Annotated in this window: 22 protein-coding genes and 1 pseudogene; 9 read left to right on the forward strand and 14 right to left on the reverse strand. The window is 62.5% G+C overall.

The features are described from left to right. The first annotated feature begins 499 nt into the window (after positions 1 to 499). Positions 500 to 1060 (forward strand): DUF2939 domain-containing protein, encoded by a 561-nt coding sequence (locus AC630_RS17210; RefSeq protein WP_245330425.1) that lies wholly within the window; start codon positions 500 to 502, stop codon positions 1058 to 1060. A gap of 1178 nt (positions 1061 to 2238) precedes the next feature. On the opposite strand, the gene AC630_RS17215 is transcribed toward AC630_RS17210, so the two are convergent. From AC630_RS17215 to AC630_RS17225, 3 genes are all read right to left on the reverse strand, one after another. Next, entirely contained in the window at positions 2239 to 2469 is a 231-nt protein-coding gene (locus AC630_RS17215) for a hypothetical protein (RefSeq protein WP_074119690.1), read from the reverse strand. A gap of 455 nt (positions 2470 to 2924) precedes the next feature. Beyond that, on the reverse strand, positions 2925 to 3536 hold the full coding sequence (locus tag AC630_RS17220) for a hypothetical protein (RefSeq protein ID WP_245330426.1): 612 nt from the start codon (positions 3534 to 3536) through the stop codon (positions 2925 to 2927). A gap of 2 nt (positions 3537 to 3538) precedes the next feature. Next, the gene (locus AC630_RS17225; protein ID WP_167561227.1) at positions 3539 to 4375 is read right to left on the reverse strand and encodes a metallophosphoesterase family protein; all 837 of its coding nucleotides are present in this window, start codon (positions 4373 to 4375) and stop codon (positions 3539 to 3541) included. Between the two features lie 87 nt (positions 4376 to 4462). Between AC630_RS17225 and AC630_RS17230 the strand changes: the two genes are divergently transcribed. Further along, positions 4463 to 4696 carry a helix-turn-helix domain-containing protein gene (locus AC630_RS17230; RefSeq protein ID WP_074119692.1) on the forward strand — a complete coding sequence of 78 codons (234 nt, stop codon included), beginning with the start codon at positions 4463 to 4465 and terminating at the stop codon, positions 4694 to 4696. 259 nt (positions 4697 to 4955) lie between these two features. Further along, positions 4956 to 5114: a hypothetical protein gene (locus AC630_RS45465; RefSeq protein ID WP_167561228.1), complete on the forward strand. Its 159-nt coding sequence runs from the start codon at positions 4956 to 4958 to the stop codon at positions 5112 to 5114. 178 nt (positions 5115 to 5292) lie between these two features. On the opposite strand, the gene AC630_RS17235 is transcribed toward AC630_RS45465, so the two are convergent. From AC630_RS17235 to AC630_RS17245, 4 genes are all read right to left on the reverse strand, one after another. Then, positions 5293 to 5925 (reverse strand): hypothetical protein, encoded by a 633-nt coding sequence (locus tag AC630_RS17235; RefSeq protein WP_074119693.1) that lies wholly within the window; start codon positions 5923 to 5925, stop codon positions 5293 to 5295. A 12-nt stretch (positions 5926 to 5937) separates the two neighbouring features. Next, the gene (locus AC630_RS45470) at positions 5938 to 6096 is read right to left on the reverse strand and encodes a hypothetical protein (protein WP_167561229.1); all 159 of its coding nucleotides are present in this window, start codon (positions 6094 to 6096) and stop codon (positions 5938 to 5940) included. Positions 6097 to 6249: 153 nt separating this feature from the next. Continuing rightward, positions 6250 to 6666 carry a hypothetical protein gene (locus AC630_RS17240; RefSeq protein ID WP_074119694.1) on the reverse strand — a complete coding sequence of 139 codons (417 nt, stop codon included), beginning with the start codon at positions 6664 to 6666 and terminating at the stop codon, positions 6250 to 6252. A 396-nt stretch (positions 6667 to 7062) separates the two neighbouring features. Next, complete coding sequence (locus tag AC630_RS17245) at positions 7063 to 7506, reverse strand: hypothetical protein (RefSeq protein WP_143198103.1); 444 nt, start codon at positions 7504 to 7506, stop codon at positions 7063 to 7065. 340 nt (positions 7507 to 7846) lie between these two features. On the opposite strand from AC630_RS17245, the gene AC630_RS17250 reads away from it, so the two are divergent. Further along, complete coding sequence (locus AC630_RS17250) at positions 7847 to 8806, forward strand: MobA/MobL family protein (protein WP_074119696.1); 960 nt, start codon at positions 7847 to 7849, stop codon at positions 8804 to 8806. A gap of 95 nt (positions 8807 to 8901) precedes the next feature. Here AC630_RS17250 and AC630_RS17255 read toward each other — a convergent pair whose 3' ends face one another. Beyond that, positions 8902 to 9684 carry an enoyl-CoA hydratase/isomerase family protein gene (locus tag AC630_RS17255; RefSeq protein WP_074119709.1) on the reverse strand — a complete coding sequence of 261 codons (783 nt, stop codon included), beginning with the start codon at positions 9682 to 9684 and terminating at the stop codon, positions 8902 to 8904. Positions 9685 to 9818: 134 nt separating this feature from the next. Then, a complete protein-coding gene (locus AC630_RS17260; protein ID WP_074119697.1) occupies positions 9819 to 11909 on the reverse strand; it encodes a molybdopterin oxidoreductase family protein in 2091 nt (696 codons plus the stop codon). 234 nt (positions 11910 to 12143) lie between these two features. Here AC630_RS17260 and AC630_RS17265 point away from each other — a divergent pair, with 234 nt between their 5' ends. From AC630_RS17265 to AC630_RS17280, 4 genes are read left to right on the forward strand one after another with little or no spacing between them, the layout of a single operon-like run. Continuing rightward, positions 12144 to 13118, forward strand: coding sequence for a tripartite tricarboxylate transporter substrate binding protein (locus tag AC630_RS17265; RefSeq protein ID WP_074119710.1), 975 nt, complete (start codon positions 12144 to 12146; stop codon positions 13116 to 13118). A 15-nt stretch (positions 13119 to 13133) separates the two neighbouring features. After that, complete coding sequence (locus AC630_RS17270) at positions 13134 to 13604, forward strand: (2Fe-2S)-binding protein (protein ID WP_074119698.1); 471 nt, start codon at positions 13134 to 13136, stop codon at positions 13602 to 13604. Further along, the gene (locus AC630_RS17275) at positions 13601 to 15730 is read left to right on the forward strand and encodes a xanthine dehydrogenase family protein molybdopterin-binding subunit (RefSeq protein ID WP_074119699.1); all 2130 of its coding nucleotides are present in this window, start codon (positions 13601 to 13603) and stop codon (positions 15728 to 15730) included. The genes AC630_RS17270 and AC630_RS17275 overlap by 4 nt, the downstream gene beginning before the upstream one ends. Then, positions 15727 to 16425 carry a molybdate ABC transporter substrate-binding protein gene (locus AC630_RS17280; protein WP_074119700.1) on the forward strand — a complete coding sequence of 233 codons (699 nt, stop codon included), beginning with the start codon at positions 15727 to 15729 and terminating at the stop codon, positions 16423 to 16425. Before AC630_RS17275 ends, AC630_RS17280 begins: the two co-directional genes overlap by 4 nt. A gap of 15 nt (positions 16426 to 16440) precedes the next feature. Here AC630_RS17280 and AC630_RS17285 read toward each other — a convergent pair whose 3' ends face one another. The 4 genes and pseudogenes from AC630_RS17285 to AC630_RS17300 form a co-directional block, all read right to left on the reverse strand. Continuing rightward, a complete protein-coding gene (locus AC630_RS17285; protein ID WP_074119701.1) occupies positions 16441 to 17247 on the reverse strand; it encodes an SDR family NAD(P)-dependent oxidoreductase in 807 nt (268 codons plus the stop codon). 79 nt (positions 17248 to 17326) lie between these two features. Beyond that, positions 17327 to 18618: pseudogene (locus AC630_RS17290) on the reverse strand (TRAP transporter large permease). After that, positions 18609 to 19160 carry a TRAP transporter small permease gene (locus AC630_RS17295; protein ID WP_074119702.1) on the reverse strand — a complete coding sequence of 184 codons (552 nt, stop codon included), beginning with the start codon at positions 19158 to 19160 and terminating at the stop codon, positions 18609 to 18611. The pseudogene AC630_RS17290 and the gene AC630_RS17295 overlap by 10 nt, the downstream one beginning before the upstream one ends. 64 nt (positions 19161 to 19224) lie before the next feature. Next, complete coding sequence (locus AC630_RS17300; RefSeq protein WP_074119703.1) at positions 19225 to 20196, reverse strand: TRAP transporter substrate-binding protein; 972 nt, start codon at positions 20194 to 20196, stop codon at positions 19225 to 19227. A gap of 565 nt (positions 20197 to 20761) precedes the next feature. Here AC630_RS17300 and AC630_RS17305 point away from each other — a divergent pair. Further along, entirely contained in the window at positions 20762 to 21538 is a 777-nt protein-coding gene (locus tag AC630_RS17305) for a cyclase family protein (protein WP_074119704.1), read from the forward strand. 10 nt (positions 21539 to 21548) lie between these two features. Here AC630_RS17305 and AC630_RS17310 read toward each other — a convergent pair whose 3' ends face one another. After that, positions 21549 to 22277, reverse strand: a complete 729-nt coding sequence (locus AC630_RS17310; RefSeq protein WP_074119705.1) for a Crp/Fnr family transcriptional regulator — start codon at positions 22275 to 22277, stop codon at positions 21549 to 21551. Between the last annotated feature and the right edge of the window lie 470 nt (positions 22278 to 22747).

The raw sequence follows: 22747 nt of genomic DNA on the forward strand, positions 1-22747 counted from the left end.
TGCAGGGAGTTCGTCGAGGCAGTTCGTCGACCGCCCGGAACCAAAACAGCGGCGCGCTGGAAGCTAAATTCCTGCCTAGCTTCGAGATGAACCGACTAGCTGGCGAAGCAGCCCTGCCGTAGGCAAATTCGGGATCGTAGCTCGCCGCTGTCGGCGCCATCTCAAACTTCAGCAGGTGCGCTATCCCGGTTGCCCAGGTGTCCCCTCGCCAGAAGTTGGAGAGCCTCTCCATCTCTGGATCTTGCAAAGCTGACATCGCGGCCTCTCGCTCAGTGCGGCGGTTCAATCGTCGGATGTGCGAACGGACCCGACAAATTAAAGTTTGGCAAGATTCAGCATGATAGATCCGCAGACCTGAAAAGCCGGCGTGAATTGGACTGTAGATTGCGATCGGCATCGGCGATCGCGCGATCACCGCCTTATTCAAATCACAAATGGCGATAGCTGCGCACGCAAGTAACAACAAGGTCGCGTTATGCGTTGGTTTTTTGGAGTTCTAGTGGGTCTGTTGGTCGCGGCAGGCGTCTACGTCGGATCGGCGATCGTATCGCTCAATGGTTTGGCGAGTGCAGCCAAGGCAGGAGACGGCGCGGCAGTCCTGGCCCGGACGGATACCACGCGCCTGCGGCGTTCTCTGGTCGATCAAATCGTGTCGGCTTATCTCGCGCAGTTGGGCCAAAACAGGCCCGTGAAGCCGCTTGAGCGTCTTGCCGCGAACACCTATGGCGCAACAATCGCGGACGCCATGATTGCCAAGATGCTGACTGCGGAAAACCTCACCTCGATTCTCAACAAAGGCGAGATCAACGCCGGCGACACTAACGCAACCATGTACCGGCTCAGTGAGATTGATGCGTCCAGCGTGTTCGAAACGCTAAAGCGTATCTCTCCGACCAAGCCTGTCGAGTTCGCAATCAAATTCGGCAACGCGCATAGCGACGGCGGGGTCAGCATGCACTTTGAAGGCAACGGTTGGAAGCTCTCCGGCATCCAGTTGCCGCCAACCGCAGTACAGATGCTCGCCCACAATCTAGCAATGGGCCGACGCGGCAACGGCTAAAACGCTAAGGCGCCCCCTTCAGTTCGTTCCAGGCTCGAAGCGAGCATCCCTGCTGAAGATCACGTTGGGTGATATGCGAGCGCCGGGCTCGCTCTCTCCGCTTGCCTGATCGTACTCAGCATCAGCATTCTCGTCGCCCACGCGCTCGACACTCTTAGGACGTAGGCAAGGCCCGCCAGCGCGAACTGGTCAGCCCCTTGCGTCACTTTATCAGACAATTGGTCCGGCGCTGTAGCACTTGAGGTACAGCACTTGCCGATCGGGTTTCTAAGCTATTCGCGGTCAGCGGAGGCCCAGCATGTCAACCGATCGCGCTCAGAGCCCCAAACGGGACGAAGACCGCACGAAGGTCGCCCCAGATCTTCTCCGAGCGACTCATCCTCATCCGTCCGCTTGAACTTCGTGGAAGCGGCTAAGTCTGTGAATGGCCCCGTTGATCGTTACTTGCCCGGTAAATGGAACTGGGGGCCAACGAGGCCTTCATTCGATTGGTTGAGCACCCACCAATTCACGAATGATCGGCGGCTTGGAACAAAGGAGGGGGCCGCTAAGGTAGATCGAAGCTGGAGGCGGCCGAAGTTATAAGGCCGCCAGTGTGAACCGGCGAGCCTTGTTTCAATCGCCTCGATGCTAACTCTGGCTTAACTCACCAGGGCAGGTAGAGCGCGATAAAGAGAAAGAGTCCCCCAAAAAGAAGTGTCCAGCCGAATGCCGACAGCTGTGGCAATCGCTGAACGAGATCGTTGAGCATCAATCGTCCCCATCGATCCCCACCAGCCCATCAACGCCATGGTAAAACACGGCGCGAGCTACAATCAATACGGAACTCGAAGGGGGTGGTCGGCCCGCCAGCGCGAGCCGGCGGGCCGTCAGCGACATACGCACTATCCGATTTCGGCAGCGCCGTTGTCTCAGCGAACTGGGCCAGACGGTTTATCACAGAGCATCGAATGCCAATCTCAGTTGACCACTCGCTTTCTCAGGCGGCTTCAGCGCCCGGAGCAAGATCAAATCTATTCCCAGACCCGTGACAATGCACCCCACCGTTCCGTTTATCTTCGCGTTCTCGCGCAACACCTTCACGGGCTACTGGTGTCAAATCGAATAGGCACGCATTCATGTAGATCCTAGACCTCTATCGAAGACGGCGTTCCATCTGCAAACAAAGGTCGGCGAAATCAATCGTCGCTCACCCCAGTGGAAGCCAGATTTGCGATCTCCCCGGATGCCCTTGCCAGCAAAGCCCAAACAGACTGGGCGCGTGCGTGGCCCTGAATGACGCATTGGGCGGTACGTTCTGGTGTACCAGCGAGTGGATTGCTCGTCTCGACCGTCTCGATGCGATAGTTTGAGATGTCGGCCAGTTCGGAAATGTTCGCGATCCGCATCGAGGCGATCGTGCGCCGCATGGGCGCAAAAATCCGCCTGGGACGAGATCGATTGTGACAACCAGCATTGCATTCCTCCATCATTGCAAATTGCTAAGTCGGCCAACGGCGACTTCGGCGGGCGCGGACCCAAACGAAGTTAGTGGTACTAATCCTTCCATCCCAACGATCGAGCTAAGGCCCGCGATTCCACATGCAGATCCGGCAAGACCGAGAGGCGCATGTCAGTCCTCGTCAGCCGCGTCCTTCTCGTCGTGCCCGAATAGACTGATGATTTGGCGGATTGGTCCGCTAAGTCGTCGGTAGCAATAGGAACGCCACGCCTGAAGAGCTGCACATTGGGCATCCGTGCCGCATCGGGCCATAGACGCATTCGCCCTACACAGACTAGGCAGCGAATGCCTCGGATCCAAGCGCATACACGGAATGAATATCAATTCCGCATTAGGCTTCGGAAGATCCGTATCGTGGTGTTGCTACTGTTTGAGTCCAAGTGATGCGGGAGAAACATCGGCGAAGCTGTTAGTCCTCGGATTGTATCGTCGACAAGACAAAATCTGAGACTTTCCATCGATCTCTCCTCGAACGATGTGAATGTTCTCGAACCCGGGCTTTATTGGCACTGGTTCACCCTTCGCGTGAAGAGCGCAAGCGGTGGCAAGCCAATCCCCGCGGCGATACAGCCGACCTTCATCACCACAGATCTCGCACGTGCATGCTGAACATGCACAGGCTAGCTCGATTATCTTCTCGACTTTGGCCCTCGCGGGTGCCGAAACGGGCCCTTCCCAATAGACCCGCAAGGTGCCGTGCTTCTCCTTGATCTGCACGATCTTAATAACGTTGCCGTCCTCTTCTTCGAGGGCGTATTGGATCTGTGTACAGAGACGATCCAGGATGCTGAGCCATCCTATTCCACAGTCGGGGAGACCCTCAGCCAACTCTGGGTGCGCCTCCGGCGGCTGAAAAAGTCTGTGGTGTGCCCAAACAAGTTCAGCTCTCCAGTCTTCGGGCGCCGGACACGAAGGCATGCCTTCCTCTCCGAGGTCCCAATTGATACGCGGAAAGTTTCGCTCGTCTTCTGCCATGTTCAAATCTCTATAATCAGATTAGGGTCGAAGTAGCCGCCTTCGATGGGGTTGCAGATCACGCGAGTCCGACCACATTCAACATGGTAAGGCGCGTGAACGTGACCACAGATCCAGAGGTCCGGCCGGATCCCGTCGGGCATCGTCAGGAGAATATCTGATGCGTAGAAGGCAGGCGCCCACCAGGGGAGCCGATGACCGCGATATTCATCAACGCAGGCAGCGAGAGGAGGGTAATGCGTCACTACTACGGTCGGGCCTTCGTGGGTAGAAACCAGCTCGTCAAGGAGTATCGCCTTTTCGCGCGAGTGCTCGGCGACGGCATCATATGGAGTCCAGCTACCTCGCTCCGTTCTGATAGCTCCATACTCGCGAGGAGCAGTTTTTGGATGGCGAGCCGCAGCTCGGGCGCGTGCCGCCCATTGAGTTTCATTGTCGGTGCACCACATCCAGCGGCCAGCTTGCGTCCAATCAGCCCAAAGTGTCAGTCCAACGAAACGTGCGTCGTCAATTTCGCAGACAGGATTCTCGGCGCTTAGAATGGTAACGACCTCTCGACCAGCCTGAACATTCTGTCGATTTGCTTCACCCCGCATCAATTTGATAACGTCGGCAATGGTGTGTCCACCTGTGTTGCTTGTGTAAAAATCGTGGTTGCCGGGAACAATTATCGTAGGCTTTCCCCGTGCGATTTGCGTGACACGCTGAACAGCTTTTTCAGGTTCGCCTTCCCAAATGTCGCCGGCGCAGACCAGTACATCAAAGGATTCCCCGAGGACCGGGATTTCATTCCATCCCCGCCGTTCAAAATGCAAATCCGAAATGCCGAGCACTCTCATGGGGATCGGATCCAGCTTGTTCTGGAATTGCAACATTGAATACTATAGTCTGTAGTCCTTTAGTATTCAAGCGCGGACTATGGCGGGGTGACGAACCCCAACGTAGCCTTCGGAAAACTGATTGCTGATCTAAGGCAATCTGCCCAACTCTCGCAGGAGGAACTTGCGGATCGGGCGGCCATTCATCGGACCTACGTCAGCCAACTAGAACGCGGCCTAAAATCGCCAACGCTTGTCACGCTGCTGAGATTATCAAAAGCGCTTGGGACAACTCCGAGCAAGCTGATGCGGCAGTTGGAGACTGACATCGGTGGATTTTAGTCGAAGTTTTTTACTGATGTGAGTTCTCCGAAATGTCAGTCATAATGAGCCATACGCGCGCACGGCCGCTCGCTCGCTACGGCGCCATGTGGGGAGCGCGGCACGCCTTGCAGGATTCATGGTTAACGAGGTCCGAAGGACGGCCCCTCGGGCGGCGGGTGTTCTGTGACTTGGGACTCTCGATGGGCCGCGCGAAGCCGACGCCTGGGGGCGGCTGGAGCGCCTCGCTGCGAAGCCCGGACGATCGATCACGCAGCCGTTGCAGAATCTCGTCAACGTACTCCAGCGCCCGCCGCTGCCGCTCAGCATAGGCCTGCAGATGCCGGGCATTTTGCGCCAGCTGGTCTGGATCGGGTCTGATCTTCCAGGCATCGCCGTCCGGCAAAGTTTCCAGATCATCGATCGCCTCGGCCGGTGAAGCGGCGGTCGCCTCGCATCCGGGCCAGCGGCCAGGCCGCGCACGTCATTACCCGCCGTCGTGATAATGGGCGCGAACGCGCATGCCGGCTCGGCGGCCTCGCCCGGCCGGGCAGGAGCGGTGTTCGGGAACACAAGGTCTATCGCCGATTGAAGATCGTCCTCGCGTGCTGCATTCCCTAGCGGGCGCGGGGGGCATCGAATGCGCTGGGCGCCTCCAGCACGGCGGTCTCGGCCGGTGCAACGCCGCCGCGCGAGGCCGAGTGGTTCAGGTGGAATTCGAACCAAGAGCCGCACAGCTGATCGGCGCGGCGCGGATCGGGCTCGGCACGATCAAGGACATGAGCGAGCACGAGCGCGCATCTAAGCTCGCCCCTGAGCGCGAGCGATAGCACCGCGGTCATCGCGATGTCGGTCTTGATGCCGCCCCGCCGCGTGATCGGCATCAGCGACAGCACCAGCGCGATCGCGGCATCCGCATCGCCTTGCAGCGCCGGCTCGACCTCGGCGGCATTGATCAACGTTGCGACTTCCGCAAGCGCGGACCGAACCTCGAGGTACTCTGTCGCCCGGAACGCGCCGGCCGGCGCCGAGCGCCACCAGCGCAAAGGCGAGATCTTCAGCAGCGCGCGAACGGCCGGCGAAGAGGTGTCGAGGATCCCGTCGTCGTGGCCATCGCGCGGACGTTCTGAAATTCCCCCGGATGCTTCGGTCGTTCCGATCGACGTGCCGCCCTCGCCATGGTGGCCGGCAAGACTGGCCTCACCATCTTGCCGGGGCCCGCGCCCCGGCATCTTCGTGGAATAGGACATGGCCGAGCCCTCCTATTCCGCGCGCGCGATCAGTTGGAGGGCGCGCGGGCGCACCCACTTGGTCGCGGCGACATGCGCCCCGGTGACGAACTTGGCCGCGACCGCAGCAGAGAAGAAGGGCCACGCGAGCTGAAAGCACAGGCGATCTTTGATGCCGGCGATGGGCGCCACGACGCCCTTGCGAGGAGGTCCGCGCGCAGCCGCTTGATGTTCTTCCTGAGGCTGGGGGTCTCGATGTTGCGCAGCTCAGCTCAGAATCCGCCGTGACCACGAACCCCTCGTGATCGTACTGGCCGCGGGCCCAGATGCCGCAATAGTTGAGTTCTAGCAGGCCGCCTTCGGGCGGGTGTGCCATCGGCAAGTCGATCGCGGCATGGATTGCGGCTCGCGCAGGAAGCTGGCTCGCGAGGTTTGCGTTGAGAATCCGGCAACCCGCGTCGAACAGCAGGCGGCGGCCATCCGCCACCAGCCGTTCCATCGTTGCGACCTGTTCGACAGGCCAAGGCAGAACCCGCGGCTCCATCGTGTTGGCCAGTTGACCAGACCAGCCTCTTTGGCGAGCCCGGTCAGACGGTGCTCCAGGTACGGCCGCGCCGACCACTCCAACGTGTGCGGCTCCTGCTCGTGGAGCAGGAAGGCCTCCGCGGCGAAGGCTTTGGCGGGACCCTCGGCGTGCTCGGCGACGCACTTGAGCGCGCGATTGCTCGCGCCAATATAGGCTTCGCCCTGCCCTGCAATCACGTAGCACGCGGACAGATCGCCTACCGCTCGCGAATGTGGGGCTACCGACTGAGTGATGGGGAATGACGGAGGCCCGGTCCTTCGTCGATGTGGGGGATGACCAGTTCGACGCGGAAATTGCGTTTCTGGGACCGAAATCTATCCCCGGGACGTCGGGCCTCGCCTGCAGACCTTGACGGCGTTCGACCGGTTTTCGATCAGGTCTTAGTGGCTTGGGCTGGCTCTCGCCTTAGCAACGGCAGGAGCTCCGATAATGCGGCTTGAATTGATCACGGCCGTTTACTCTTGCGATATCGGCGCTCATCGCCCCCACCCTTGCCGCCAGGGCGCCTGCGAAGGCACCTTGGCGCCGTCGCGGGCAGCTTCTAGCCGGGACGGCCTACTGGTCGCTGGGAGTTAGGTCGGCTTCGGGCGTCGCGGCAGGGAAAAAGGCGCGGCCGGCAGCCGCGTAACGGCAGGAATGTCCTGCGCGACAGGCGGCACCGCGGCCTCCAATCGCTCCAACTCGGCCGGCGACTGCAACTCGAAGGGAGTGCCGATAAAGGCCGGAGCGCTGCGAGAGCTGAGGAATGGACGCACCTCGTCTCGGATGAGCGCGACAGTGGAGGGCTCCAGCCTTTTCTGTTCGATTAGACGCCATACGGCGCGACCCAGCGTGCTCTCGCGGATGGACCGCTCGCGGACCGATGCTTCATGAAGCTGGCGCTTTGCTTGGACAAGCTCGCGGCGCAACTCAGCGAGCTTCGCTTCCGAACGCGAAACCGCGCTGCGGCTTCGCACGCTTTGCGGTTCGCTCCTCGTGGGGCAGTCGGTCGGGCGGTTGTCGGGAAGATCTGGCATCGTCATGCTCCGCTAATCGAGAAAGTTTGTCGGAGCCCCCCATCATGCGGACGAACCTGCAACGCGCCAGAGCTTTCTTAATCGGAATACCCGAGGCCGGGAAGTTGAGCTTCAAAACCCGCAAAATAACCCGCAATGGCTTCTTCGTTCACAATGGGCAACGAGTGTTTGCATAGCCGCCCGGCCCAGCGCTGCGATCCGTCTCGCCGGTAACTCTTCTGGCGAGCGGCCGCGTCTGTCGGTGAAAGCGTTCCCCACCGGCAAGTTAGCTTTGAGCAGCTTTCCTCTTGCTGGGCTCGAATTTAGGTTGGGGCCCGCTTCATTTATACGTCGGTGCGGAATGGGTGACTATTTGGGACTAAACTTTGGCGTGACCCAACGCAGCAGGGGCCAGTGCGCCATCAAACGCTCTGCGTACCAGTGCCGCGGCACTGCTCGCCTGGGTGATCAATCAATCGTGGACTATTCGGACCGAGATGACCACGTTGGCCATTACGTTCTGGCGCCCGAAGGTGCTCCGGCTTGGGCAACCGATTGCAGACAACTCTGGCAGAGGGCTGCCGCCGCGGAGAAGCGCGCCGACGCGCAGGAAGCACGTACGATCGACGTCTCGTTTCCAAGGGCGTTGGTACGAGAGGACTGGATCGAATTGGCACACCGATTGGGCCGACTTCTTGTCCAGCACGGCATGGTCGTTCAAATTGACGTCCATTGCCCCCTAGCCTCTGACGGATTGCCCAATCCGCACGCCCACATCATGGCGACCATGCGCGAGATCGACGGTAACGGCTTCGCGCGCCTGAAAGCTCGCCATTGGAACAAGCTGTTTCACGGGCAAGCGAGTGCAATGCGCCGCGACTGGGCTAAGATCCTCAACAAATATTGCCGGGAGCGGGGCATCCACTATCACGCCGATCACCGCTCAAATGCCGAGCGAGACCTGCCTCCAGCTGAGATCCGGCTGCCTCGCTGGAATATCCTCCACCACAAGCGCACCGGTCGGAAGACGGAGGCGTTGGAAAAGCGCGACAGCGAACGCGCCGCAAAGGCGGAAATCGCCCGCCTCGAAGCCGAGTGCGAGAAAATTGAGCGTGGGCTCGCCCCCTCGCAGGCAGAGGCCGAGCCCGCACCGTCGACCACCACCCGCTCCACCAAACCGACCAAACCGCAGTTGTCTGTTCCAACTCGCTACATCGCAGCCGCAAACCGCTTTAGCACTCGAACGGAGAAATTCAGCATCACACCAGCGTTGCCGATCCCCGTAGAGGACGATCCACCAACCCCAGTAAACGGACCATAAGATAGCCGACCGCTTCAAGCGGTTTATATCGAACAATACTCTTCGCAATCTAGTGCCACTGACAGAACCACAAAGTGAACCTTGGCACCGAGATATCATTTCCCCGTCCAGGACGGCTTGCGCTTCTCGCTGAAGGCTTTTAGCCCTTCCTTGGCGTCCTCGGTCATCGCGAGCAGCGCGATCTGGCCCTCGGTGTAGGCGATGCTCTCGTCGAAGGACATCGAGGCGATCGCGCGCATCGCATATTTGCCCCTGCGGATGGCGGTCGGGGATTTGTCGACGATGCGGCCGATCAGCCAGTCGACCTTGGCATCTAACTCGGCCGCTGGCACGACGTAATTGAGAAGCCCCGCTCCTTGCGCCGCCTTCGCATCGAACGGCTCACCCGTGAGCGCCCATTCGTTGACGAGGCGCGGCGGAGCGATGGACTGCAACAGGCTCAAGACCTGCATGGGGAACACACCGACCTTGACCTCGGGCAAGCCGAAGATCACGTGATCGGCAGCGACAGCCATGTCGGTCATGCAGAGCAAGCCCATGCCGCCGGCCATACAGACGCCGCCGACGCGCGCGATCGCGGGCTTGGTGGCGTTCTGCGACAGGCGCAACAGATCGGCATAGTCGACGTTCGGCCTGGAATGATCCATCGCGAAAGCCGCGCCGGAATTCTGCAGGTCGGCACCGGCGCAGAACGCCTTGTCGCCCGCGCCCGTCAGTACGATCACGCGGACGTCCTTGTCGTCGTGCGCGTCGCGATAGCCTTTAGTGATGTCGGCGATCACCTCGCCGTTCAGCGCATTGCGCTTCTCCGGCCGGTTGATGGTGATCCAGAACGCCTGCCCGCGCTTCCCGGTGACTACGCTTGTGTTGTCGGTCATGGCACGCTCGCTTCCTTGCTCCAGTTTTGCAGCCATTTGCGGCAGCCCGGGCGGCAGGTGCAAGGGCAATCTGCGGCGAGGCGCCGCTTTAGCGCCTCGACACAAATTCGGAGGCGATCGAAGCGCACCGCGCCTCAGGCCGCAACGGCTTTCCTGATCCAGACCTTGTTGTCGTGGAACGCGGCTCCGCCGATCGGCGCGACGGCTTCGGCTCCCGTCAACATGTTGATGCCGCGGCCGCCGATATGATTCTTGTTCGGGTGCACGGACTCCGCGATCAGCACGCCGCGCCGCACGCCCTCGAACAGCGTTGCAATCAGCGTGGTCTCGCCGCGGGTGTTGCCGAGCGTCACCGCATCGCCATCGGCGATGTCGAGCGCAGCCGCGTCCAGCGGATGGATCATCACGCTCGCCTTGCCCTCGCGGGCCTGCGAGGACGGCGTCTCGTTGAAGGTGGTGTTGAGGAAGCTGCGCGAGGGGCTGGTCGCGAGCCGGAACGGATGGGCCTGGTCAGTGTGCTCGATCACCGCCCAATGGTCCGGCAGCGACGGCATCTTGTCGACATCACCCATCGTCAGGCCGAACGGCGGATGGGCCCAGTCCGCCCTAAAGTGGAATTTCCCGTCGGCATGGGCAAAGCCGTCGAGATAATGCGACGTGCGGAAGTCCGGCTGCAGGTCGCGCCAGATGTCGGCTTCGAGGCCCGCAATATCGCCGTGACCGCTGAGCTTCAGCGTCGCGTCGATCAATTCGCGCGGCGACATCTCGAAGCCCTGATGCTGTGCGCCAAGCCGCGGCGCCAGTGCCTGCAAGACCTCGTGGTTGGAGCGGCATTCGCCGGGCGGGTCGATCAGCTTCGGCCCGACCGAGATGTGCTGATGGCCGCCGCCGTAATAGAGATCGTCATGCTCCATGAACATGGTCGCCGGCAGCACGATGTCGGCCATCTGCGCCGTCTCGGTCATGAACTGCTCGTGCACCACGACGAACAGATCCTCGCGCGCGAAACCCTGGGCTACCCTCGCCTGCTCCGGCGCCACCGTCATCGGATTGGTGTTCTGGATCAGCATCGCCTTGACCGGCCCCTTGCCGTGCAGGGCTTCGGCGTCGCCGGTGAGGATGCGGCCGATCTTCGACTGATCGAGCGCGCGTGTCGTCTTGTCGATTGCGTCGTGACCTTCGATGACGGATTCGTTGAAATGCCACAGCGCGTAATTGTTGAAGAAGGCGCCGCCACCTTCGTACTGCCAAGCTCCCGTCACCGCTGGAATGCAAAGCGCCGCATGCATCTGCGTCGCGCCGTTGCGCGAGCGGGTGAAGCCGTAACCGAGGCGGAGGAAGGTCCGCTTGGTCCCGCCGACCGCTTTGGCAAAGGCCTCGATCTCCGCCACCGGCACGCCGCAAATCGCGGAGGCCCATTCCGGAGTGCGCGTCTTCAGATGCGCCTCGAGCTCATCAGGGCAATCGGTGTATTTGTCCATGTAGGCGCGGTCGGCATAGCCGTCGCGGAACAAGACGTGCATGACGCCGCAGGCGAAGGCGCCGTCGGTGCCCGGCCGCAGGATGATCTTGATGTCAGCCTGCTTCATGGTCTCGTTGTCGTAGATGTCGACCGCCGCGATCTTCGCGCCGCGCTCCTTCCGCGCCCGCGAGGCGTGCGTCATTACGTTGACCTGGGTGTTGACGGGATTGGTACCCCAGATCACCACGAGGTCGGACAGCGCCATCTCGCGCGGGTCGACGCCGGCGATCTTGCCGGTGCCGATCGCAAACCCGATGCGCGCGACATTGGAACAGATCGTCGAATAGAAGCGCGAATATTTCTTCACATGCGTGAGGCGGTTGAGGCCGTCGCGCATCACCAGCCCCATCGTGCCGGCGTAGTAATAGGGCCAGATCGATTCCGCGCCGAACTCGCGCTCGGCCTGATTGAAGCGATGCCCGATCTCGTCCAGCGCCTCGTCCCAAGAGATACGCGCGAACTGCCCGGAACCCTTCGGCCCGATGCGACGCATCGGAAATGTCACCCTTTCAGGATGATGGATGCGCTCTGCATAACGGGCGACCTTGGCGCAGACCACCCCCGCCGTGTAGGTCTGCTTTTTCGAACCGCGGACGCGACCGATGCTGCGGCCTTCGACCACCTCGATATCGAGCGCGCAGGCCGACGGGCAATCGTGCGGACAGGTCGAATGGCGGATTTCGATCTTGGCGTGCTGGTTCATGGACAAATTCGTAACACCAAAATACCAGCCCGCCGAGCGTATTTATCCGGCAATGCCCATGCGATTTGCTCAAACCGCACGCGCCGCCGGTTCCTGCCGCAAGCGCGAAATGCGGCGCGGTCACACCGAAAGCCACCCGATATTCCCTGCCCGCTAGGCTTTGTGAGGCGTCGACAGTCCGCTTCACCTGCCGCTACAGTGCCGGCCAACAAGAACGAGACCAGGGAGGCGGGCATGACAGCCCGAAGATTCGTGCTGGCATTGGCGGGCGGACTGCTTGCTGCATTCTCTGCTGCCCCCGCATTTGCTCAAGATTATCCTGCTCATTCGGTCCGGATCGTGGTTCCTTTCGGGGCTGGCGGGCCGGCTGACGTCGCGGCCCGGCTGATTGGCAACGTGCTCCAGGAGAGCTTTGGCCAGCCCTTCGTGATCGAGAACCGCACCGGCGCTGGCGGTGTCATCGGCACGGTCGAAGCGGCGAAGTCGCCCGCCGACGGCTACACGCTGTTGATGATGTCCAACACCCAGACAGCGAACGAGTCGCTGCTGACCCCGGCGCAGCGCAAATACGAGCTGATGCGCGACCTCGCGCCGATCGCGCCGGTGAACTATTCCGATCTCGTCATCGTGGTGAACCCTGAGGTCTCGGCAAAGACGCTGCAAGAGTTTATCGCGCTCGCCAGGGCGCAGCCGGGCAAGCTGAACTACGCCTCCTCCGGCCAGGGCACGCCCTATCACATGGCCGGCGAGCTGTTCAAAGCCATGGCCGGAATCGACATCATGCACGTTCCCTACCGCAACAGCGGCGAGGCGCGCAGCGGCGTGATCGGCGGGCAGGTGCAGATGATGATCGACGCGGTGCCGGCGATGGCGCCGAATATCGGCGAGAACCAGGTCCGCGCGCTCGCGACCACCGGCAAGCAACGATCCGCGGCGCTGCCGAACGTTCCGACCGCGATCGAGGCAGGCGTAGCAGGCTATGAGGCAACGATCTGGCTGGGACTGATGGCACCGGCCGGCACGCCGAAGCCGATCATCGACAAGCTCAACGCCGCCGTGAACGCGATGGTGAAGCGGCCCGACATCGTCAAGCTCTGGACCGAACAAGGCGCCGTACCCATGTCGATGACACCGGAGGAGTTCGACAAGTTCCTGCGCGGCGACATCGAAAAATGGGCCGACGTCGTCAAGAAGTTCGACAAGTCCTGAGTCAGCAGACAGATCATGCCCACCATTCAATTCCAGCTCAATGGCGCCGCGGCCGCCGTGGATGCCGATCCCGATCAGATGCTGCTCGAGGTGCTGCGCGGCCGGCTCGGCGTCACCAGCCCGCATTTTGGCTGCGGCGCCGGAGAGTGCGGCGCCTGCTACGTCATGGTCGGCGACCGCGTGGTGGCCTCCTGCGACATGCCGATGTGGTCGGTCGCCGGCAAGGACATCGTCACGGTGGAGGGCCTGGGCACGGCGGAGCAGCCACACGCGCTGCAACGTGCCTTCATCTCCGAGCAGGCGATGCAATGCGGCTATTGCGTCTCGGGAATCCTGATCAGCGCGGCGGCGCTGCTGAAGCGCAATCCGTCGCCTACGGAGGCTGAGGTCAGAGCGGCGCTCGATCGCAATCTATGTCGCTGCGGATCGCATAACCGCATGGTTCGCGCCGTGCTGCGGGCGGCCTCGGAGATGGTCGCACCATGACGACGGCCCCTGCCCCGAAACTGCCGGCCAGCCTGGCAGCCAATCCAAAGCTGTCGTCCTGGGTACGGTTCACCGACGAAGACCACGTCGCGATCTCGCCCGGCAAGGTCGAGATTGGCCAGGGCATCGTCACGGCGCTGGCCCAGATCGCCGCGGACGAGCTCGACGTCGAGATCGGCCGGATCGAGATGATCCGCGCCTCGACGGCGACGAGCCCGAACGAGGGCGTCACCTCGGGCAGCCTTTCGGTCCAGCAATCCGGCCGCGCGCTCCGACACGTCTGCGCCGAGGTGCGCCAGCTATTCCTGGCCGCAGCATCGGAACGCCTTGGCGTCGATGCATCGCAGCTCGACGTCGGTGACGGCACGATCTCGGGACCGGGTAATGTCAGAACCAGCTATTGGGAGCTGATCGGCGAGGTCTCGCTCGACCACGACGCCACGGCAGGCGCGACAGCGAAGATCGCCGCCAGGCGCGCCATCGCCGGACATTCGGTGCAGCGCATCGATATTCCGGACAAGGTGTTCGCGCGCCCGCGTTTCATCCACGACCGCACGCTGCCGGACCTCTTGCACGGACGCGTGCTGCGGCCGGATGTCTCGGGCGCCAGATTGATCGCGCTCAATGAGGCGGCTGCGCGCGCCGTCCCCGGCCTCGTCGCGATCGTGCGCGACGGCGGCTTTGGCGGCGTGGTCGCCGACAGCGAGGCGGCGGCGGAAGCCGCGCTGAAAGCCTTACGCAAGGGCGCGGCATGGTCGGGCGGCGAGCCGCTGCCCAATGAAGATGACCTTGCCGGTTTCCTGAAGAGCCAGCTGGTCGAAACGACCATCATCAACACCAGGACGGCGCCGCAGACGCACGGGCACGCTCAAACCCTCCGCCGGCAATATACGCGTCCATACATCGCGCATGCCTCGATCGCACCATCCTGCGCCATGGCGCAATGGGACGACGATCGTGTCCATGTCTGGACGCACAGCCAGGGCGTCTACCTGCTGCGCGCCGATCTCGCGATCGTGCTCAAGCTGCCGGCCGAGAGCATCATTGTCGAGCACATGGAGGGGGCCGGCTGCTACGGACACAATGCGGCCGATGACGTCGCGCTCGATGCCGTGCTGCTGGCGAAAGCAGCCACCGGACGTCCGGTCCGGGTCCAGTGGTCGCGCCACGACGAGATGTCCCATGCGCCGTTCGGTGCAGCGATGGCCATCGAGATCGAGGCCGACCTCGATGCGGACAATGAGATCGTCGGCTGGCGCCATGCGATCTGGAGCAATGGCCACGCAGCGCGGCCGGGGCGCGCCGCGCAGCCCGCGCTGCTTGCTGCGACCGAGATGGCAAATCGGTACCCGCGCATGATCTCGTCCAATCCGCCGGCTGCCAATGGCGGCGGCGGCGACCGCAATTCCGTTCCGCTCTATGACTTTCTGGCCTGGACGATCACGAGCCATCGGCTGCTGACCATGCCGGTGCGCACGTCGGCGCTGCGGACCCTGGGTGCGCAAGGCAACGTGTTCGCCATCGAATCCCTGCTCGACGAGATCGCCGCCCTGCGCGGCGAAGATCCGATCGAGTTCCGCCTGCGGCATCTGCATGACGATAGAGCGAAGGACGTCATCCGGGCCGCGGCGCGACGCGCGCAGTGGAAACCACAGAAGCGATCCGGCATCGGCCACGGCGTCGGCTTCGCCCGCTACAAGAACACGGGCGCCTATTGCGCCGCGATTGCCGAGGTCGAAGGCGCCGATGATATCCGCGTGAAGCGGCTGACGCTTGCCGTCGACGTCGGCGAGGCCATCAATCCGGACGGCGTGGTCAACCAGATCGAGGGCGGCGCGATCCAGGCAACGAGTTGGGTGCTGAAGGAGCGCGTCCGCTTCGACCGGGCTCGCATCACTTCGACCTCCTGGACGGACTATCCGATCCTCACCTTCAGCGACGTGCCGGCGGTGGATGTCGAGATCATCCAGCGGCCAGAGATCGAGCCGGTCGGGGCCGGCGAAGCTGCTCACGGTCCGGTGACGGCGGCGATCGCGAATGCGGTCTTCGATTGCCTCGGCGTGCGCGTGCGCGACCTGCCGATCACGCGCGACAAGATCATCGCAGCCATGGAGCTTGCATCGTGACGACAGTGAACATTCTGAGCGGCGGCGCGGCGCAAGGCCTGGTGCGTGGCCTCAGCGACGCTTTCAAGGCAAAGACCGGCTTCGGCATCGACGGCGAGTTCGGCGCGGTCGGCATCATGGCCGACAAGCTGCGTGCAAGCACGCCGGCCGATCTCGTCATCCTGACCCAGGCGCTCCTTGCAAAGCTCGCCGAGGAGAAGCTCGTGATCCCCTCCTCGATCGCCGATGTCGGCCGGGTCGAGACCGCGCTGGCGGTCCGCTGCCGCGATCCCAGGGTGACGGTGAAGACCGAAGCCGACTTGCGCGAGGTGCTGCGCGGCGCCGACGCGATCTATGTCCCGGACACCAAGGCCTCGACCGCGGGACAACACGTCGCCAAGGTGCTGGACCAGCTCGGGATTGCCTATGAGGTCGCCTCGCGCCTGAAGATCTTCCCGAATGGCGCGACCGCAATGCGGGAGCTTGCGGCGTCCACCGCCACGAGGCCGATCGGGTGCACCCAGGCCACCGAGATCATCGCGACCGACGGCATCGCGCTATCAGGATCGCTGCCGCCGGGATCCGAGCTCGTGACGATGTACACGGCCGGCGTGACCACGCGAGCCGCACATCCGAAAGAGGCGGCCGAGCTGATCGCGCTGCTGACCGGCGCAGATCACAGAGATCTGCGCCAGCGCGTGGGGTTTGCCGGCTAGATGCGGATGGCCGCCCTATTTGTGCAATTGAGTGAGGCCGGTCGGCGGCCCGTCGACCGCCGTCCAGCCGCCGTCGACGAACAGCGTGCTGCCGCTGACGTAGCTCGCGGCGTCCGAGGCGAGATAGGCCACGGCGGTTGCGACCTCGTCGGCGCTGCTCCAGCGGTTGAACACGGTGTGGCCCGCGTAGAGATTATAGATGTCGGGGCGCTGCTTGAACGGGCCGGTCAGCGCGGTCTCGGCGATGCTCGGGGCGATCGCATTGACGCGCACGCCGGAACGGCCGACCTCCGAGGCAAAGCCCTTCACGAGAAGGCCGATGGCGGCCTTGGTCGATCCGTAGACGGCAAGGCCCGGCTCGATGGTGACGGCGCGCACCGACGAACAGGCGATGATGCTGCCGCCCTTCTGCTCCACCATGATGCGGCCGAAGGCCTGGAAGAACCAGACCGTGCCCTTGACGTTGAGCGTGATGACGCGGTCGAGATCCTCCTCGGTGTAATCGAGGATGGTCTTGCGGATATTGAGCCCGGGCGTGGTCACGGCGATGTCGAGCCGCGGGAACTTCTGCATCACGGTTTTGGCGAGCGCATTGACGTCGGCAGCGCTCGCGGCGTCGCACGCAGCGGCCTCGGCCCAGCCGCCCTTGTCACGAATGCCGGCGGCAGTCGCTTCTGCTGCGTCAAGCGCACGATCGGCGCAGACGACGCGAGCACCGAGCCCGGCCAGCGCCTCGGCCGACGACCTGCCGATACCCGAGGCGGCGCCGAGCACCACGGCCGTCTTGCCGGTGAGATCGAAGAGCTTGCGATAGTCGGTCACGGACAGATTCTCCCTGTTGCTGCGACGCAAAGTATCGCAAGGCCGCTTCGCCGGCCAAGTGCCGGCGTATGCACGGCAGCTATCCCTTGTAGCCCATCAGCAGGCGCGGCAGCCAAAGCGAGAAAGCGGGGACGTAGGTCACGAACATGAGCGCTGCGATCAGGGCGGCGTAGAACGGCAGGATGGTGCGCATCACCGCGCCCACCGAGATGCCGCCGATGGCGCAGCCCACGAACTGGGTCGTTCCGACCGGCGGGGTGTTCAGCCCCAGCGCGCAGTTGATCAGCATCAGCATGCCGAACTGTACCGGGTCCATGCCCGCCTTCATCGCTATCGGCAAGAAGATCGGGGTGCAGATGAGGATGGTCGCAGCCATGTCCATGAACGTGCCGAGCAGGAACAGGATGACGTTGATGAGCAGGAAGATGGCCCAGGGTTGCGTGGAGACCTTGCTCATCATGTCGCCGGCGAGGTCGGCCACCTCGTAGAGCCCCATCAGATACTGGAACATGGTGGAGACGCCGATCAGCAGCAGCACCACGCCCGTCGTCTTCACGGCCTTCGCAGCGGCCCGCAGGAAGTTCGTCAAGGTCATGGTACGATAGATGAAGAACGTCAGCAGGATCGTGTAGGTGACCGCGACGGCGGCAGATTCAGTTGCAGTGAAGACACCGGACAGGATGCCCGCCAGGATGATGCCGACGATCAGAAGGCCGGGTAGCGCAGCCGCGAACGAGCGGAACACCTCGGCCCAGCCCGGGAATTTGCCGGCCGGATAACCTCGCTTCACCGCGACCGCGTAAGCGGCAACCAGCATGCACACCATCAGCACGAGCGCCGGCAAGATGCCGGCGGCGATCAACGCGCCGATCGATACCTTGCGCCGCGCGCAAGTGCATAGATGATCATGTTGTGGCTGGTCGGCATCAGCGCTCCCACCAGCGAGGCGTGGGTGGTGACGTTGACGGCGTAGTCGGTGTCGAAACCCTCCTTTTTCATCATCGGGATCATCACCGCTCCCATCGCCGACACGTCGGCCACCGGCGAGCCGGATACGCCGCCGAACAGCGTGCAAGCGACCACGTTCGACATGCCGAGCCCGCCGCGGATGTGTCCAACGAGGTTCTTGGCGAGCTGCACGATCTTGTCGGCGACGCCGCCATGGAGCATCAGCTCACCGCTGAAGACGAAGAACGGTATGGCAAGAAAGGAGAAGATGTTCATCCCCGACATCATCTGCTGGAAGATGACGGCAACCGGCAGGCCTTCGTAGAGGATGGTGCAGATCGCCGAGAGTCCGATCGCGAAGGCGACCGGTACGCCGAGGATCAGGAAGCCGAAGAAGGAGGCGCCGAGAATGATCAATTCCATGACGGGACGACCTCTTCGCCGCGCAGGAGAGCAATGATGTGCTCGATTGAAAAGGAGACGATCAGGACGCCGGAGGCGATCAGCGGAATGTAGCGGACGACCTCAGGCAGGCCGAGATTGGGGATCTTCACGGTTCCGACCGACGCCCCGAGTATCCAGCCGTTGTAGACCATCGCAATGCCGAACGCGGCCACCAGGATGTGGATCACAAGCTCGATTTTCTCTCGCAAGCGATCCGGAAGCATCACCAGCAGACTGTCCATGCCGATGTGTCCGGCATCCCGCACGCCGACGGCGGCGCCGATCAACGTGACATACAGGATCAGAACCAGCGCAAGGTTCTCAGTCCAGGTCGGGCTGGAATTGAGCACGTAACGTCCGAACACCTGGTAGAACACGATGGTGACGATGACGAGCAGGCCGCTCACGGACAGATACATGCCCCAACGAGCGACGACGGCATTGATCCGCGACAGCAAGCCGGTAGACGGGCGTGACGCTGCGGCCTCCGGCTCGTGGCTTGCGACGTGTGGGTCTGACATCCGGGTCTCCCTGCGAGGGCCCGGTGCCGCCGGTCGGCGACGCCGGACCCGACGCCGCGATGTTTTACTTCGTGTCCTGGATACGCTTGACGAGGCTCTGCAGCTTTTCGTCACCAGCGAACTTCGTGTAGACCGGCTTCATCGCATCGACGAATTCCTGCTTGTTGGCGATCGTGATCACCTGAACGCCGGCCGCCTCGACGGTCTTGCGGGAAGCCTGCTCACGTTCGTCCCAGAGCTTGCGCATGACGGGCACGGACTCCTTGGCCGCCTTGCGGATCATCACCTGATCCTCCTTGCTCAGCGTGTCCCAGACCTTCTTGGACATCACGAGAACTTCGGGCGCCAGGGAGTGCTCGGTGACGTTGTAGAACTTGGCCGCCTCGAAATGGCGCGACGACTCGTAGGAGGGCCAGTTGTTCTCGGCAGCGTCCACCAGACCGGTCTTGAGAGCGGTGTAGACCTCGCCATACGGCATCGGCGTCGGGTTGGCTCCGAGGCTCTCGATCATGCCGACCCACAGGTCGGACTGCTGGACGCGAATCTTCAAGCCCTTGAGATCCGCGAGCGACTTGACCGGTGCCTTGACGGTGTAGATGGACCGGGCGCCGCTGTCGTAATAGGCAAGGCCGATCAATCCTGCGGGCTCCATCGCCGCCAGGATCTCATCGCCGATCGGCCCGTCGAGGACCGTGCGCATGTGCTGCGTGTCCCGGAAGACGAAGGGCAGGCACAACGCTATGGTTTCCGGCACGAAGTTGTTCAACGGCGATGCGTTGATCCGCATCATGTCGAGTGCGCCGATCTTGAGTTGCTCGATGGTGTCCTTCTCGGAGCCCAGGGCTCCATTGGGAAACACCTTCACGCCAAGCTTGCCGCCGCTCGCCGTCGCGAGCTGTTTGCCCATGAACTTGACGGCCTCGACGGTTGGATAATCGGCGGGATGGATGTCGGCGGAGCGGAAATCGCGCGCAGTCGCCAAGGGCGCTGAGACCGCCAGCACAGCGGCTGCAATGATACCGGTTAGTGTCTTCATCTGGGCTTTCCTCCTGAGTTAATTATGTTGTCGTTGGGCAGGTGCCGCCGGCCGCCTTGGGTCGCTCCACTCCACTTCAGGTGTGAAGTCAAGTGCTACAACCGCACCACCTTGGTAGGATTGTGCGACGGAGTCGAGCGGATTTGGCTGCTTGATGACAGAACGGAGGTCGATGCCGTGCCCGGGCGGCAACCCCAGTCGGCCAAGGCTGGATGCGAGGTGACGATGCTCGTCGTATCCATGGACGTTCCTCTCGTTTCATGCTCGACCGCTATTGGCTGCGGCTTGGAGGCTCGGACGAGACGGTCGCCCCATCCTTGTGCGAACGCGCTGCGTCAGCGCGATGTCACCAATCTCGTCCCTAGGGCGGGCGGCATTCTGAGTCCAAGCCAATTCCGGCATCGATCAATGCAGGAGTTGCATTGATCGATCTGCCGCTACTCACCACCGCGGGCTGGCCCGGCGTTGCCAGCGCGTCACTCGACGTCACCAGCGCGTCGCTTGACGTCGCCAATGGAGGTCCTTCAAGATGTCAGAAACAAGGGACCATCTCGAGGGAATGCCCATGCCGCGGAAGCTGATCGACATCTCCGTGCCGCTCAGAAACGACGTGACGGCCGATCCGCCGGGCAACCACCCGACGATCCAGTATATCGATCACCAGCAGGGCCTGCCGCGCATGCTGCAATTCTTCGACGGGCTCAAGGCGCAGGACTTGCCGGACGGCCAGGGCTGGGCCGTCGAACAGGTCTCGCTGTCGACTCACAACGGCACGCATCTCGACGCGCCCTGGCATTTCCATCCGACCATGAATCGCGGCGAGCGATCATGGACCATCGACGAGGTGCCGCTGGAATGGTGTTTTCAGCCCGGCGTGAAGCTCGATTTCCGGCATCTGCCCGACGGCTACGTGGCCACCGCCGCCGACGTCGAGAAGGAGTTGAAACGCATCGGGCATACGCTGTCGCCGCTGGAGATCGTGGTCGTGAACACCAGCGCCGGCGCCAAATTCGGCCAGGCCGACTACGTCAATTCAGGCTGCGGCATGGGCTACGAGGCCACCATGTACCTGCTCGAACGCGGCGTGCGCCTGACCGGCACCGACGGCTGGAGCTGGGATGCGCCGTTCGTCTACACCGCAAAGAAATATGCTGAAACAAAAAATGCCGGACTGATCTGGGAAGGCCACAAGGCGGGACGGCACATCGGCTATTGCCACCTCGAGAAGCTGCATAATCTCGACAATCTGCCCTCGACCGGATTCACGGTCTCGTGCTTTCCGGTGAAGATCGAACGTGCCTCAGCGGGCTGGACCCGCGCGGTCGCCATCATCGACAATTAGGTGCGAAGCCTCACTCGCCGTCGAGGCCGCTCTCGGCGAGTTCGCGCAGCGCGTCGATATCCAGCACGACGATCGCGCCATGCTCGAGGCGGACCCAGTTGCGCCCGGCCCAGGCGCGCAATTGCTTGTTGATGCTCTCGCGCGTCATCCCCACCATCTCGCTGATCTCCTGCTGCGTGATGGCGAGCATGCCACTGCCGGAATCGAGCTTGCGTTCTTCGGTGAGACCGAGCAGCGCGCTCGCAAGCCGGCCCGGAAGATTCTGCAGGATCACCTGCTCGACCTGCTGGCTGGTCCAGCGCAGGCGTGCGCAGAGCAGCTCGATGAATTTCATTGCCAGCGCCGGCTGGCTCTTCACGAACGGCAGGAAGTCCCGGCGATCGATGATGTAGAGCTCGCAGTTGGTGTTGGCGGTCGCATCGGCCGAACGGGGCGCACCGTCGAGAACCGCGATCTCGCCAAAGATTTCTCCAGGACCGATGAGATTGAGAATAGCGTTGCGGCCATCGGGCGACGAAGAGGAAATTTTCACTGTCCCCGTGATCACCGCGAACAGGTTGTTGCCGGGATCGCCCTTGGCCGCGATCGTCGCGCCGCGCTTCACCGTGGTGTGTTTGGCGTAACGGCAGAGCTGATCGAGCGCCTCCGGCTCCAGATCCGCGAAGATCGGGTGCTTGCGCAGGACCGATAGTTTGTTGCCCGCCGACTGTCGGGGGTCGCCGGTCTTGTCCTGAGGCACGCCACGGGGCTCCTAAGACTGCGAGGCACTGGAGTTCCTGCGTAGTCAACGTTAGCAGGCTTTTCAACCGGAAAGCATGCCCGACAGGAAAGCAAGCCCGCGGCTTTGGGCAAATACGGCGAAAATGCCGCGGACAGGCTCGAAGTCAGCATCCGAAGGATGCGCCGATCCATTTTGGCCGCTTCAGAGTTGCAGACAGCGCAGGCCGCGATTGCGTTCAGGCGCTACCGATCGGCCAAAAGCTGGCCGGTGATCAGCGCGTCAGATGGGGCTGCGATCCCAGGAGCTTCAGCGCTTGGAATCCCGGTCGAGCCGGCCTGCGCTGGTTTGTCGGTCCGCCCAAGCTAGAGCATGTTGTCTTTTAGCGGAATCTGGATTCCCAGATGGGGCAATTTCTGATTCAAACTCCATGCTGGCGAACGGAGGCCAGCATGGATGACGCGACCGTTTTCGGAAGACATTCGCGAGCG

The sequence above is a fragment of the Bradyrhizobium sp. AS23.2 genome (assembly GCF_001908185.1).
Taxonomy (GTDB): domain Bacteria; phylum Pseudomonadota; class Alphaproteobacteria; order Rhizobiales; family Xanthobacteraceae; genus Bradyrhizobium.